Raw genomic sequence first — 14,180 nt, forward strand, 5'->3', positions numbered from 1 at the left:
GCAACAGCTTGAGGCCGGCTAAATCCGCGAATGGATTTTTCAAGACCGCAGTGAGGACATCCATGCGCCAACCCGATATCGAGATTTACCTGAAAGACGCCGACGTCGACTACAAAGCCGTCGCCGACTGGCTTAGCGAAGCGTTGGGCCCGTGCAGCGAATGGGTCAAGAAAGGCCAGACGTATAAGTGCAAGGCCGGCAGTGTGCCGGTGACCTGGCTGCCGAAAGCCGTGGGCAAGTGGAACAGCCTGTTCCTGGACAGCGACCAGACGCCGTGGGAAGACGACATCGCCTGCGCCCGCGCAGCCTTTGCCGCGCTGAACGTCGAAGTGCGTTGCGCGCCGGGGACGTGGGTCGAAGAAGAAGGTGAAGAAACGGCGGACCGCTGGATGCGTATCAGTGCTGATGGTGAAGAAGAGATCACCTGGAAAACCGCGTAAAACCAAAAAGATCGCAGCCTTCGGCAGCTCCTACAGGGTCATGTGTACACCCGTAGGAGCTGCCGAAGGCTGCGATCTTTTGATCTTGCTTTACAGACCTACAACATCCTCAGCCTGCAACCCTTTCTCGCCCGTCACCACGGCGTATTCAACCTGCTGGCCCTCAGCCAACGAGCGATGCCCCTCGCCGCGAATCGCGCGGTAGTGCACGAACACGTCCACCCCGTCCTCGCGTTGAATGAAGCCGTAGCCCTTGGCGTCGTTGAACCACTTCACACTGCCGGTCTCGCGCGTAGCCATGTCTCATTACCCCCTTCTTTTTATTTTGAGCGGTCGAGTATAGGACAGCCGCGAAAACTCTCAACTCAAGTTTACTTGACTGCTTTTTTGCCGATTTTCGGCGAATACGGCACACTATCGACCGCCCGAGCATTTGCTCGGTTTTATCCACTCACGCAGAAGCCGTATGACCCGCTCCCCGTTCCGCCGTCTTGTGTTTGGCACCCTGCGCCGACTGTTGTACCTCTGGGTTCGCTCGGAGACGATCAACCAGTCGTCCCTTACCCTCAACCTCGACCGCAGCCGTCCGGTGTTCTACGTCCTGCAAAATCCTTCGTTAACCGACCTGGCCGTGGTCGACACCGAGTGCACCAAGGCCGGCCTGCCGCGTCCGGTGCTGCCGGTATCGGTCGGTACGTTGATCGAGCCCGCTGCGTTCTTTTACCTGACACCGGAGCCCGACTGGCTCGGTCGCCAGGACAAACGCGGCGCGCCGCCGACCCTGACCCGTCTGGTCAGCGCCTTGAGCCAGAACGCCGCCGAAGATGCGCAGATCATTCCGGTCAGCGTGTTCTGGGGCCAGTCGCCGGATAGCGAGTCGAGCCCGTGGAAGCTGTTGTTCGCCGACAGTTGGGCAGTCACCGGACGTTTGCGCCGCTTGCTCAGCATCATCGTGCTGGGGCGCAAGACCCGGGTGCAGTTCTCGGCACCCATCCATTTGCGCGAACTGATCGAGCACAACAAGGGCCACGAGCGCACCGTGCGCATGGCCCAGCGGATTTTGCGTGTGCACTTCCGCAACCTGAAAGCCGCGGTGATCGGCCCGGACATTTCCCACCGTCGCAACCTGGTCAAAGGCCTGCTGAATCAGCCGCTGGTCAAGCAAGCGATCCTCGACGAAGCCGAGCGCGAGAACATCTCCCCGGAGAAAGCCAAGGCCCAGGCCCTGCGCTACGGCAACGAGATCGCCTCGGACTACACCTACACCGCGATCCGCTTTCTGGAAGTGGTGCTGAGCTGGTTTTGGAACAAGATCTACGACGGGATCAAGGTCAACCACATCGAAGGCGTGCAGAAAGTCGCTCAGGGTCACGAAGTGATCTACGTGCCGTGCCACCGCAGCCACATCGATTACCTGCTGCTTTCCTATCTGCTGTTCCGCAACGGCCTGACCCCGCCGCACATCGCCGCAGGGATCAACCTGAACATGCCGGTGATCGGCAGCCTGCTGCGTCGTGGCGGCGCGTTTTTCATGCGCCGCACCTTCAAGGGCAACCCACTCTACACCTCGGTGTTCAACGAATACCTGCACACCCTGTTCACCAAAGGCTTCCCGGTCGAGTACTTCGTCGAGGGTGGCCGTTCCCGCACCGGGCGCATGCTGCAGCCGAAAACCGGGATGCTGGCGATCACCCTGCGCAGCTTCCTGCGTTCGTCGCGCATGCCCATCGTGTTCATCCCGGTGTACATCGGTTATGAACGCGTGCTGGAAGGCCGGACTTACCTCGGCGAACTGCGTGGGGCGAGCAAGAAGAAAGAATCGATCTTCGACATCTTCAAAGTCATCGGCGCCCTCAAGCAGCGCTTTGGCCAAGTGGCGGTGAATTTCGGCGAGCCGATCAAACTCGCGGAATTCCTCGACAGCGAACAGCCGGACTGGCGCTCCCAGGAACTCGGCCCGCAATTCAAACCGGCGTGGCTCAACGAAACCACCAACCGCCTCGGCGAGAAAGTCGCGCAGCATTTGAACGAGGCGGCGGCGATCAACCCGGTGAACCTGGTGGCCCTGGCGTTGCTGTCCACCAGTCGTCTGGCCCTGGACGATCGCGCCATGGCGCGGGTGCTCGACTTGTATCTGGCGCTGTTGCGCAAGGTCCCGTACTCGCCGCACACCACGTTGCCGGAAGGTGACGGGCGGGCGCTGATCGAGCATGTGAAGGACATGGACTTGCTGTCCGAACAGAGCGATGCCCTGGGCAAAATTCTGTACCTGGACGAGCAGAACGCCGTCCTGATGACCTACTACCGCAACAACGTGTTGCACATCTTTGCGCTACCGGCGCTGCTGGCGAGTTTCTTCCAGAGCGCATCGCGCATGAGCCGCGAACAGATCCTGCGCTACACCCGCGCGCTGTATCCGTACCTGCAATCGGAGCTGTTCATTCGCTGGTCGATGGATGAGCTGGACGGCGTGGTCGATCAATGGCTCGAAGCCTTTGTCGAGCAAGGCCTGCTGCGTTTCGAGAACGATGTGTACCTGCGTCCGGCGCCGAGTTCACGGCATTTCGTGCTGCTGACCCTGCTGTCGAAAAGCATCGCCCAGACCCTGCAACGTTTTTACATGACTGTGTCCTTGCTGCTCAACAGCGGACAGAACAGTATCAGCGCCGAAGAACTGGAAGACCTGTGCACGGTCATGGCCCAGCGCCTGTCGATCCTCCACGGTTTGAACGCCCCGGAGTTCTTCGATAAAAGCCTGTTCCGCCACTTTATCCAGACCATGCTCGACCTCGACGTGCTCAAGCGTGATGAAGCAGGAAAACTGAGTTATCACGAACTGCTCGGCGAACTGGCCGAAGGCGCGGCCAAGCGGGTGCTGCCAGCGGAGATTCGCTTGTCGATTCGTCAGGTGGCGTTGCATCGCAGTGAAGATGCGGCGGATCAGGTCGCCACACAGCCCGAGGCTTGATGCAATAAAACCTGTGGGAGCGGGCTTGCTCGCGAAGTCGGTGTATCAGACGACAGAAATGTTGAATGTTAAACCGCATTCGCGAGCAAGCCCGCTCCCACATTGATTGGAGAACCATGATGAAAAAACTTTCTTTACTGGCCCTGACCGCACTACTGGGAGCCTGTCACTCCATGCACCCCGCCGCCAAAACCAGCCTCGACGGCGAAGTGTTCTACCTGCAACGCATTGCCCTGCCGCCGAGCGCGACGTTGAGCGTCAGCCTGCAGGACGTGTCCCTGGCCGACGCGCCAGCCGTGGTCCTCGACGAACAGAAAGGCCCGGTCAAAGGTCAGGTGCCGCTGCCGTTTCACCTGAGCTACGATCCGGCACAGGTCAAACCGGGCCATCGTTATTCGGTCAGTGCCCGCATCGAAGTGAACGGTGAACTGATGTTCATCACTACTGAGAATCACGCTGTGCAACTCGACGGCAACGATCCGCAACCGCTGAAAATCCGCGTCGACGCCGTCCGCTAATTTCCCTTATTCGTACAAGGAAGCCGCCATGTTCCGCCCTACCCTTCGCTTCGCCGGCCTGTGCGCAGGCTTGATGATTTCCGCCAGCGCCCTGGCCCTGTCCCTCAGCGACCTGTCGCAAAACGACGCCACGGGCGGCCTCAAAGACGCCCTGACCCAAGGCGCGCAACTGGCCGTCAAACAACTCGGCACGCCGGGCGGCTTCAGCAACAACCCGGACGTGAAGATCGAACTGCCGGGCAAACTGGGCAAGGTTGCCAGCAAGATGAAAGCCTTCGGCATGGGCGCTCAGGTCGACCAACTGGAAACCAGCATGAACAAAGCGGCGGAAACCGCCGTGACCCAGGCCCAGCCGATCCTGGTCGACGCCGTGAAAAAAATGAGCGTGGCCGACGCCAAGGGCATCCTCAGCGGCGGCAAAGACTCCGCCACCCAGTATCTGGACAAAACCAGCCGCGAGCAGATCCGCGCCAAGTTCCTGCCAATCGTCAAACAAGCCACCGACCAGGTCGGCCTGGCCAAGCAATACAACTCCTTCGCCGGCCAAGCCGCGACCCTCGGCGTGGTGGACGCGAAAAGCGCCAACATCGAAAGCTACGTGACCGAACAGGCGTTGAATGGTTTGTTCGAAATGATTGGTAAACAGGAAGAAACCATCCGCCAGAACCCGGCGGCTGCCGCGACCAGCCTCGCCAAAAAAGTGTTCGGCACGCTCTAACCCTCGAACGGTCACCTGTAGGAGCTGCCGAAGGCTGCGATCTTTTGATCTTAAAATCCAGATCAAGATCAAGATCAAAAGATCGCAGCCTTCGGCAGCTCCTACAGGGGCAAGTACACCCGCAAAAAACTGGGTGGCCCGAAGGCAGCCCGGTTTACGCGGGGTCTTTCTTGATCCTGAACCACGCCGCATACAGCGCCGGCAGGAACAGCAGCGTCAGCGCCGTCGCCACGATCAAGCCGCCCATGATCGCCACCGCCATCGGCCCGAAGAACACGCTGCGGGACAGCGGGATCATTGCCAGCACGGCGGCGAGTGCCGTCAGCACGATGGGCCGGAATCGGCGCACTGTGGCTTCGATGATCGCTTGCCACGGCTTGAGCCCGGCGGCGATGTCTTGTTCGATCTGGTCCACCAGGATCACCGAGTTGCGCATGATCATCCCGGACAAGGCGATGGTCCCGAGCATGGCGACGAAACCGAACGGCTGGCGGAACACCATCAGGAACAAGGTCACGCCGATCAAGCCCAATGGCGCTGTCAGAAACACCATCACCGTGCGTGAGAAACTGCGCAGTTGCAGCATCAGCAAGGTCAGCACGACCACAATGAACAGTGGTACGCCGGCCTTCACCGAGTTCTGTCCGCGAGCCGAATCCTCCACGGTGCCGCCGACTTCCAGCAAGTAGCCGTCCGGCAGTTCGGCACGAATCGGGTCGAGGGTCGGCATGATTTGCTGCACCAGGGTCGCCGGTTGTTCCTTGCCGTAGATGTCGGCGCGAATCGTCACGTTGGGCAGGCGGTTACGGTGCCAGATGATGCCTTCTTCAAAGCCATATTCCAGGGTCGCAATCTGCGACAGCGCGACGCTTTTGCCATTGTCGGTGGGCACCGCCAGGCTCGGCAGCAGCGACAGTTCGGTGCGCTCATGCACGGTGCCGCGCAGGAGGATTTCGATCAACTCGTTATCTTCGCGGTACTGGCTGACGCTGGAGCCGGTCAGGGAGCTTTGCAAAAATTTCGACAGGTTGGCGGTGCTGACGCCGAGCGCCCGGGCGCGGTCCTGATCGACGTTCAGGTACACGACTTTGCTCGGTTCTTCCCAGTCCAGATGGACGTTGACCACATGAGGGTTTTCCCGAACCTTCTCCGCCACTTTGCGCGCCAGGGCCCGGACTTCCTCAATGTGCTCACCCGTCACGCGGAACTGCACCGGGTAGCCAACCGGCGGGCCGTTTTCGAGGCGTGTAACCCGCGAGCGCAGGGCCGGGAATTGTTCGTTGAGGGTTTCGATCAGCCAGGTGCGCAGGGTTTCGCGCTCCTCGATGGTCTTGGCCAGGACGACAAACTGCGCGAAGCTCGCGGCAGGAAGTTGCTGATCCAGCGGTAGGTAAAATCGCGGCGAACCGGTGCCGACGTAAGCCACGTAATTGTCGATGCCGGCGTGATCCTTCAACAGACCTTCAAGGCGTTTAACTTCATCGGTGGTGTTGCTCAGGGACGCGCCTTCGGCCAGTTTCAGATCGACCATCAATTCCAGACGCCCCGAGGCCGGGAAGAATTGCTGCGGCACGAAGCGGAACAGCACGATCGAGGCGATGAACAGCACCACGGTCAGCACGATCACGGTTTTTCGCCAGCGCACGCACCATTCGACCAGGCGCCGAACCCGTTGATAGAACGGTGTGCCGTACGGGTCGGTTTGACCGTCGGTGGTGCCGTGTTTGGCTGCGTGAATTTTCGCCAGGTCCGGCAGGAGTTTTTCCCCGAGGTATGGCACGAACACCACGGCAGCAATCCACGAGGCCAGCAGCGCGATGGTGACGACCTGGAAGATCGAGCGAGTGTATTCACCGGTGCCCGATTGTGCGGTGGCGATCGGCAGGAACCCGGCCGCGGTGATCAGCGTGCCGGTGAGCATCGGGAACGCGGTGCTGGTCCAGGCATAACTCGCGGCTTTGATCCGGTCGAAGCCCTGCTCCATTTTGATCGCCATCATTTCCACGGCGATGATGGCGTCGTCCACCAGCAACCCCAAGGCCAACACCAGTGCGCCGAGAGAAATCTTGTGCAGGCCGATGCCGAGGTAATACATGCAGGCGAACGTCATCGCCAGCACCAACGGAATGGCCAGCGCCACCACCATCCCGGTGCGCACGCCGAGGGAGAAAAAGCTCACCAGCAACACAATCGCGAGAGCTTCCACCAGCACCTGGACGAACTCGCCGACACCGGTTTTCACCGCGGCGGGCTGGTCCGAAACTTTGCGCAGTTGCATGCCGGCGGGCAAGTTTTTCTGGATGCGGTCGAACTCGACTTCCAAGGCCTTGCCGAGGACCAGAATGTCGCCACCGTCCTTCATCGCCACGGCCAGACCGATGGCGTCTTCAGCCATGAAGCGCATACGTGGCGCCGGTGGATCGTTGAAACCGCGACGCACGTCCGCCACATCGGCGATACGGAACGTACGATCACCGACCCGGATCGGAAAGCTTTTTATCTGATCGACCGTCTGAAAATTCCCGGTGACCCGTAGCTGCAATCGCTCACTGCTGGTTTCGAAGAACCCGGCGGTGGACACGGCATTCTGCTCTTCAAGCGCCTGTTGCACGGCGGCCAACGGCAAACCCAGCGTGGCGAGTTTGACGTTGGACAGTTCGATCCAGATCTTCTCGTCCTGCAAGCCGAGCAGATCGACCTTGCCCACGTCCTTGACCCGTTGCAGCTGAATCTGGATGCGGTCGGCGTAATCCTTGAGCACCGCGTAGTCGAAACCGTCGCCGGTCAGGGCGTAGATGTTGCCGAAGGTGGTACCGAATTCATCGTTGAAAAACGGCCCTTGAATGCCCGGTGGCAAGGTCTGGCGGATGTCGCTGATCTTTTTGCGGACCTGATACCACAGCTCCGGGATCTGCGCCGAGTGCATCGAGTCCCGGGCCATGAACGTCACCTGGGATTCACCCGGACGGGAGAACGAGACGATGCGCTCGTACTCGCCGGTTTCCATCAGCTTCTTTTCGATGCGTTCGGTGACCTGACGCGAGACTTCCTGGGCCGTGGCGCCTGGCCAGTTGGTGCGAATCACCATGGCCTTGAAGGTGAACGGCGGGTCTTCGCTCTGGCCGAGCTTGGTGTAGGAAAGCGCGCCGACAATTGCCAGCAAAAGCATCAGGAACAGTACGATCTGGCGGTTACGCAGCGCCCATTCGGAAAGATTGAAACCCATCGGGGATTACTCCTTGTCCGCCAGATTGACCACGCGGTTGGAGCGATCCACCGGGCGCACTTGCTGCCCGTCATGAAGCACATGCACACCGGCGGCCACCACCCAGTCGCTGGCGTTCAACCCTTCCAGCACCGGCACGGTTTTCTCACCGAAGGCACCGACGCGGACCGGGACTTTCTTCAAGGTGTTGTTGGCGCCGACCACCCACACGTAGGTGGCACCGTTTTCGGCGGTGACCGCCGACAAGGGCACTGCGAGTGGCACGACTGCGGCGGTCTGGATAAACACCCGGGCGCTCTGGCCGAGTTCGGCGGGGACTTTGCCGGAGGTGAAGGCAATGCGCGCCGCGAAGGTCCGGGATTTGGGATCGGCCGCAGGCGACAGCTCACGGATGCGCCCGGCAAAACGCTGATCGGGTTGGGTCCAGAGTTCCACCGACACCGGTTGATCGACCTTGAATCGACCGAAGCTTTGCTCCGGCAGGCTGATCAACACTTCGCGCTCGCCATCGGTGGCGAGGGTGAATACGGTTTGCCCGGCCGCCACCACTTGGCCGACTTCCACCGCGCGCTTGGCCACTACTCCGTCTTGAGGCGCACGCAGCACGGCGTAGCTGGCCTGATTGGTCGAGACGCTGAATTCGGCTTTGATTTGTTTGAGGCGCGCTTCACCGGATCGGTAAAGGTTTTCAGAATTGTCGTACGCAGACTTGCTGACCATCTGACGGTCCATCAGCGTTTTGTAGCGATCCCGCTCGGCGCGCACCAGATTCAGGTTGGCTTCGGCAGCGGCGACCTGGGCGCGAGTGGCTTCCAGTTGCAGACGCACGTCCTGGGGATCGAGCTCGGCCAAGGGTTGATCGGCCTTGACCCGCTGGCCTTCTTCGACCAGTCGTCGGCTGACCTTGCCGCCAATACGGAACGCCAGATCCGGCTCATAACGGGCGCGAACTTCACCGGGATAACTTTCCATCGCCTGGGCCGAAGGCTGCGGCTGCACCACCATGGCCGGGCGCACGCTGACTTGCGGCGCCTCGTCGTGACCGCACGCCGACAATAAAAAAGCCAGGCTGACTGGCAACGCGAGGGGCAAGGCATAGCGGAACATGGTGAAGGACCTTTCGCTAATGGTGCTTGGAATAATTATACTGGCGGGTATGTTATTAATAGCAAACTCACCAGTCCAGTATTAAAAGCGAAGAATGTCGAACAATCTTTCAGCAACCAATGGTCCGGGCCGCCCCAAGGATCTGGCCAAGCGTCAGGCCATCCTCGATGCGGCGAAAATTCTGTTCCTGAGTAATGGCTATGCCAGCACCAGCATGGACGCCGTGGCGGCCGAGGCCGGGGTGTCTAAGCTGACGGTCTACAGCCATTTCAACGACAAGGAGACGTTGTTTTCCGCTGCCGTGGTGGCCAAGTGCGAAGAGCAATTGCCACCGCTGTTCTTTGAGTTGCCGGACGGCATTGCAGTGGAAACGGTGCTGTTGAACATCGCCCGTGGCTTTCATCACCTGATCAATAGCGATGAGTCGGTGAACCTGCACCGCCTGATGATCAGCCTGGGCAGCCAGGATCCGAAGCTGTCACTGATCTTTTTTGAGGCCGGGCCGGAACGCATGTTGAATGGCATGGAGCGCTTGCTGGGCCAAATCGACCAATCCGGCGCCCTGAGCATCGATAAACCGCGCAATGCGGCCGAGCATTTCTTTTGTTTGCTTAAGGGGGCGGGAAATTTTCGGTTGTTGTATGGCTGCGGCGAGCCGTTGATCGGGGAGGCGGCCGAGGAGCATGTGCTGGAGGTGGTGGGGTTGTTTATGCGGGCTTATCGGACTGAGGCAGCCTGATCGTTTTGCAGTGTTTTAAAGGACGCCTTCGCGAGCAAGCCCGCTCCCACAAGGGATCTACGGTGTTGCATAGATCCAGTGCGGGAGCGGGCTTGCTCGCGAAGCAGGCGCCTCGGTCTTAAGGCTTAAGCGCCTTCTTCGGATAAATGTCATACCGACTGGATTTTCCATCCAGCGCATGACTCGGCTTCGGCCCCGCAATGCACGGCGCCTTGCGCGGGCGTTTGACCACCACCCGGTGGCTGGCCAACGCCAACGCCGCTTCGAGCAGTGCCGGTGCATCCGGGTCATCCCCCACCAGCGGGCGGAACAGGCGCATTTCCTTCTTCACCAGCGCCGTTTTCTCACGGTGCGGGAACATTGGGTCGAGGTAGATCACCTGCGGTGGCTCGCCTTCCCAATTGCGCATGACTTCAATCGAATTGCCCTTGAGCAAGCGCATCCGCGCCACGATCGGCGCCACGTCGAAATCTTCCGCGCCACGGGCCAGGCCATCTTCCAGCAAGGCGCCGATCAGCGGTTGACGTTCGATCAGGCTCATCTCGCAACCCAAACTGGCCAGCACGAACGCATCCTTGCCCAGTCCCGCCGTGGCATCCAGCACCCGTGGACGCACGCCCTGGGCAATACCGACAGCCTTGGCGATCATCTGCCCCGTGCCGCCGCCGAACAACCGGCGATGAGCCGCGCCACCCTCGACGAAGTCCACTCGCACCGGCCCCGGCGCGTCAGGCCCCAGTTGTTGCAGCTGCAAACCCTGTTCTCCCACCTGCAAGGCAAACTCGCCGTCATCCACCTGCATGGGCAAGCCCAGGCGCTCGGCCCATTGCTCGGCCTGTGGCTGAAACGCCGGGGCCGAAGCCTCGACATGGATGCGGCAGGCCGCGGGTTGTTCAATCATGGGAAAAGATGCTCAAAAAATTAATGATCGGCAAAAAACGTCCGATAACAAAACTATCGAGCATTTTGCCAGAGCTGAGCGTCGACCGAGAAAAATGTCAGACATTCAAACCACATCCGTAGGCTATATATCGCGTCATGGCGATTATGGCCTGCGAAACTCCCAAGCACTGAGCGGCGTCAGTCACCTGTGGCAAGATTTTTTTGCCCAGGCCCTGGCCGAACAGTCGAGCGATGTGGTGCCGGCGTGCGGGACCTTCCCTCCGGTGGATCTGGAAAGCCCGGTGGAGCCGACCGTCGGCAGCGAGCTCTACGCGCACATCATTTCCCAGCGCGAATGCGATGTGACAGAAACCCAGGTCAAACCGCCAGAACCGCTGTTCCTGCCGATTGCCGAGTTCGAAATGGACTTGGCCGACAAGCCTTTCCCGCCGTTCCCGCCGGAAGAAATCGTCGCTCAGCAACAGCAGCAGAACTTCGAAAGCGGCTGGGTGCGCCCGATCGTACTCACCGCCGGTCAGCCTGTGCCCGAAGCCGGCCCGGCGCCGCAACCGCGTCCACTGCACCTGCCCATCGCCGAGTTCGAACTGCATCTGCTGGACAAACCGTTCCCGCCGTTCTCGCCGGAAGAGCTGGTGGAGCAACAGAAACACCTCGATTTCGATAACGGCTGGGCTCGCCCGATCGTTCTGCAGAACCTGCGCATCGCCGCTTAAGCCTTCAGCGACACACCCACCACGGCCCCACATCCACATGAAAGTGATTGCGATGGGCGGCGTTGTAGTCCGGGCTCAACACCACACTGAACACGTCGCAGGCACTGTCGCGCACCTGGCGTAGAAACCGCGCGTCCTGATTATCCCTGGGCCAATCCTTGAGCACGCTGATCGTCCGGCCGTCCGCCAGGCGAAAACCGGCGATATCCAGGGCGTTGGCGCCGGCATGCTGACTGCGGGCACCGTTCTCGCGGTTGTACATGTTGCGGCAGGCAAAACTGCCGAGGTGATCGACCCGCCTCACCGCCTGGCCGTAAACCGCCTGAGACGCTGGTTGCAGAGCGTGGCGTTCGAACAGGGCGAACGCCACCGCCAACGGACAACTGGCGAGGAAACTGCTGCTCAGGGCCACCTCGCCGCCTTGTACGCGCAGGGTGTTGGTCAGCGGGCACGCTGCGTCGGGACAGTCGGCCTGGCGGGTGACGCGCAGGCCGGAACTGCTCAGGGCCAGATCGCACAACTGCGGATCATCGCGCAGGCGCATCAGTTTGTAGCGGGTCAGAAAATTCGGCGCGGCACTGACGTCCAGCGGCGCCCAGGGATTCCACTGCGCCGGCACGGCAATCCAGCCGCGCCAGACGCTCAACCCCGCCGCCCCGATCACCAACGCCACCAGCAGCAATCCCTTGGCAAACCGCATCGTCAGCCTTTGAAAAACTGATTGGCCTTCGCGTAGGGCATGGAGCGCGACGTAAAGCTGAACGTGCCCGACGTCTTGATCTCTTCAGCCGCGCGGAAAAACTCGCCGTACGCCGCCAAGGCGAGCGCCGAACCGACGCTGATGCGTTTGACGCCCATTTCACTCAACTGCTCGACCGTCAACTTCAGCCCGCCGGACATCAACACATTCACCGGTTTCGGCGCCACGGCGCGGACCACGGCCAACACGTCTTCGGCACTGCGCAAGCCCGGTGCGTAAAGCACATCGGCGCCGGCTTCGGCGAACGCCTGCAAGCGGCGAAGGGTGTCATCAAGGTCAGGATTGCCGTGCAGGAAATTCTCGGCGCGGGCGGTCAGCATAAACGGGAACGGCAGGCTGCGCGCCGCTTTCACGGCTGCTTCGACCCGCGCCACGGCATGTTCGAAGCAGTAGATCGGCGCGTCTTCACGACCGGTGGCATCTTCGATCGAGCCGCCGACCGCACCCGCCTCAGCTGCCCGCAAAATGCTCTGGGCGCATTCGGCGGGGTCATCAGCGAAACCGTTTTCCAGATCGACAGCGACCGGTAGATCAGTTGCCGCGACAATCGCCCGAACGTTGGCCAGGGTATCGTCCAGCGACAATCCGCCATCAGGCCGAGCATTGGAAAAAGCATAACCGGCACTGGTGGTCGCCAGCGCCTCGAAGCCAAGGCTGGCGAGCATTTTCGCCGAGCCGGCGTCCCACGGGTTGGGAATGACAAAAGCCCCCGCGCGTTCATGCAGCGCTTTGAACGCCTGGGCTCGAAGGGTTTGCGCATCCATTTGGCAGGCTCCTGAAAAAAGGAAGGAATCCGCCTCAGAGCAGGCCAAGTTGCTCGGCGGCGGGTTCTCTGTATAGCTCAGGCAGCGGCGGCAAGCCAGGCAAACGCAGCATCAGTTTTGCGTGGAAACGTTGCGCGAGTTTCGCCGCCAGCAGGTTGTCGGCGGTGTGCAGGAAGATATAGGGCGTGCGGCCCTCTTCGATCCACAGGGCAATTTTCTCGACCCAGGGCACCAGGAACGGATCGTTGGCCTCCAGTTGCGGATGGCCGATGAAACGCACCTGGGGAAATTGCGTGAAGGCTGCGGGGCGCGGTGGAACCCTTGGCTTTTTCGATTGGGCGTGGAGCACCGAGGGATCGGTCGAGACGCAACTGAACAACGCGCGCGGATCAAGGCAGATACGCTCGACGCCGCGATCCAGTAGCAGGCGATTGAGCATTTTTTCAGCATCGCCCTTTGCAAAGAACGCGTCATGCCGCACTTCAACCGCCAGCGGTCGGTCCACGGCGTCGATAAAACCGGCCAATTCCGACAGCCGTTGTGGCGTGAAGCTTTTCGACAATTGCAGCCAGACCGGCGATACCCGTTCGCCCAGCGGGCTGAGCAATTGCAGGAAGGTGTCGACGGAGGTCAGTTGTTCGCGCAGATCACCGCCGTGGCTGATGTCGCCGGGAAACTTGGCGGTGAAGCGAAAGTGTTCGGGCATGGTCTCGGCCCAGCGCTGCACGGTGCTGGCAGCCGGGCTCGCGTAGAAGGTGGTATTGCCTTCGACGGCGTTGAACACTTGGGAATAGAGATTGAGGAATTCGGCGGGCTTGGCGTCTTGCGGGTAGAGATAGTCGCGCCAGGCGTTTTCACTCCAGGACGGGCAACCGAGGTAGTAAGGCAACAGCATCAGATGTACAGGTCGAGACCCAGCACATCAGCATCCCAATCGACAAAACCGGCGGTGCTCAGGTAGCTGGCCAACGCCATCGCCACGCTTTTGCTCATGGCACGGTGGTAAATCATGTCTTGCTGACGGGCGGGGAGATTGCTCAAGCGTTGCGCGGAAGCTTTGGCAGCGCGGGCGGCCAGTTGCTCTTCAGTCGGGATTTCCAGCTCGCCATCGATGTCATCGACGGATTCATCCAGCGCGACATTGCCTTTGCGAGGCTTTCGCTTGATGGGGTACGACTGAGAGGAAAGGCCGTCTATACGCATAAGTGCATGCTCGGTATCAGTGATGGCAGTTTAGTGGCGCACAAGCCACTTCGCAAACTGTCGAGTGATAACTAGAACACATAAAAGGAAAAAGGTTTAAAGCCGGGAGGTAGAAACTGAC

Annotated in this window: 14 protein-coding genes; 6 read left to right on the top strand and 8 right to left on the bottom strand. The window is 60.5% G+C overall.

From position 1 onward, the window contains the following. Positions 1-62: 62 nt before the first annotated feature. On the top strand, positions 63-440 hold the full coding sequence (locus HB680_RS05425; protein ID WP_213937557.1) for a hypothetical protein: 378 nt from the start codon (positions 63-65) through the stop codon (positions 438-440). 90 nt (positions 441-530) lie between these two features. Here HB680_RS05425 and HB680_RS05430 read toward each other — a convergent pair whose 3' ends face one another. Then, a complete protein-coding gene (locus HB680_RS05430; protein WP_123405723.1) occupies positions 531-740 on the bottom strand; it encodes a cold-shock protein in 210 nt (69 codons plus the stop codon). A gap of 166 nt (positions 741-906) precedes the next feature. Here HB680_RS05430 and plsB point away from each other — a divergent pair, with 166 nt between their 5' ends. From plsB to HB680_RS05445, 3 genes are all read left to right on the top strand, one after another. Then, positions 907-3,408 (top strand): glycerol-3-phosphate 1-O-acyltransferase PlsB, encoded by a 2,502-nt coding sequence (gene plsB / locus HB680_RS05435; RefSeq protein WP_213937558.1) that lies wholly within the window; start codon positions 907-909, stop codon positions 3,406-3,408. Positions 3,409-3,527: 119 nt separating this feature from the next. Further along, positions 3,528-3,926, top strand: coding sequence for a YbaY family lipoprotein (locus HB680_RS05440; RefSeq protein ID WP_213937559.1), 399 nt, complete (start codon positions 3,528-3,530; stop codon positions 3,924-3,926). A gap of 28 nt (positions 3,927-3,954) precedes the next feature. After that, on the top strand, positions 3,955-4,644 hold the full coding sequence (locus tag HB680_RS05445) for a DUF4197 domain-containing protein (RefSeq protein ID WP_213937560.1): 690 nt from the start codon (positions 3,955-3,957) through the stop codon (positions 4,642-4,644). 154 nt (positions 4,645-4,798) lie between these two features. Here HB680_RS05445 and HB680_RS05450 read toward each other — a convergent pair whose 3' ends face one another. Together HB680_RS05450 and HB680_RS05455 are read right to left on the bottom strand one after the other, a co-directional pair. Beyond that, positions 4,799-7,870, bottom strand: a complete 3,072-nt coding sequence (locus tag HB680_RS05450) for an efflux RND transporter permease subunit (protein WP_213937561.1) — start codon at positions 7,868-7,870, stop codon at positions 4,799-4,801. Between the two features lie 6 nt (positions 7,871-7,876). Beyond that, positions 7,877-8,977 carry an efflux RND transporter periplasmic adaptor subunit gene (locus HB680_RS05455; RefSeq protein ID WP_213937562.1) on the bottom strand — a complete coding sequence of 367 codons (1,101 nt, stop codon included), beginning with the start codon at positions 8,975-8,977 and terminating at the stop codon, positions 7,877-7,879. 94 nt (positions 8,978-9,071) lie between these two features. On the opposite strand from HB680_RS05455, the gene HB680_RS05460 reads away from it, so the two are divergent. After that, complete coding sequence (locus HB680_RS05460; protein WP_213937563.1) at positions 9,072-9,716, top strand: TetR/AcrR family transcriptional regulator; 645 nt, start codon at positions 9,072-9,074, stop codon at positions 9,714-9,716. Between the two features lie 118 nt (positions 9,717-9,834). On the opposite strand, the gene HB680_RS05465 is transcribed toward HB680_RS05460, so the two are convergent. Then, positions 9,835-10,614 (bottom strand): class I SAM-dependent methyltransferase, encoded by a 780-nt coding sequence (locus HB680_RS05465; RefSeq protein WP_178117487.1) that lies wholly within the window; start codon positions 10,612-10,614, stop codon positions 9,835-9,837. A 97-nt stretch (positions 10,615-10,711) separates the two neighbouring features. Here HB680_RS05465 and HB680_RS05470 point away from each other — a divergent pair, with 97 nt between their 5' ends. Then, positions 10,712-11,332 carry an energy transducer TonB gene (locus HB680_RS05470; protein WP_213937564.1) on the top strand — a complete coding sequence of 207 codons (621 nt, stop codon included), beginning with the start codon at positions 10,712-10,714 and terminating at the stop codon, positions 11,330-11,332. Positions 11,333-11,336: 4 nt separating this feature from the next. Here HB680_RS05470 and HB680_RS05475 read toward each other — a convergent pair whose 3' ends face one another. From HB680_RS05475 to HB680_RS05490, 4 genes are read right to left on the bottom strand one after another with little or no spacing between them, the layout of a single operon-like run. Next, the gene (locus HB680_RS05475) at positions 11,337-12,032 is read right to left on the bottom strand and encodes an extensin family protein (RefSeq protein WP_213937565.1); all 696 of its coding nucleotides are present in this window, start codon (positions 12,030-12,032) and stop codon (positions 11,337-11,339) included. A gap of 2 nt (positions 12,033-12,034) precedes the next feature. Further along, positions 12,035-12,856: an isocitrate lyase/phosphoenolpyruvate mutase family protein gene (locus HB680_RS05480; protein WP_213937566.1), complete on the bottom strand. Its 822-nt coding sequence runs from the start codon at positions 12,854-12,856 to the stop codon at positions 12,035-12,037. A gap of 34 nt (positions 12,857-12,890) precedes the next feature. After that, entirely contained in the window at positions 12,891-13,751 is an 861-nt protein-coding gene (locus HB680_RS05485) for a DUF72 domain-containing protein (protein WP_213937567.1), read from the bottom strand. Further along, on the bottom strand, positions 13,751-14,059 hold the full coding sequence (locus tag HB680_RS05490; protein WP_054047242.1) for a hypothetical protein: 309 nt from the start codon (positions 14,057-14,059) through the stop codon (positions 13,751-13,753). The genes HB680_RS05485 and HB680_RS05490 overlap by 1 nt, the downstream gene beginning before the upstream one ends. Positions 14,060-14,180 lie beyond the last annotated feature (121 nt).

It is taken from the genome of Pseudomonas sp. dw_612, from assembly GCF_018449725.1.
Lineage (GTDB): Bacteria > Pseudomonadota > Gammaproteobacteria > Pseudomonadales > Pseudomonadaceae > Aquipseudomonas.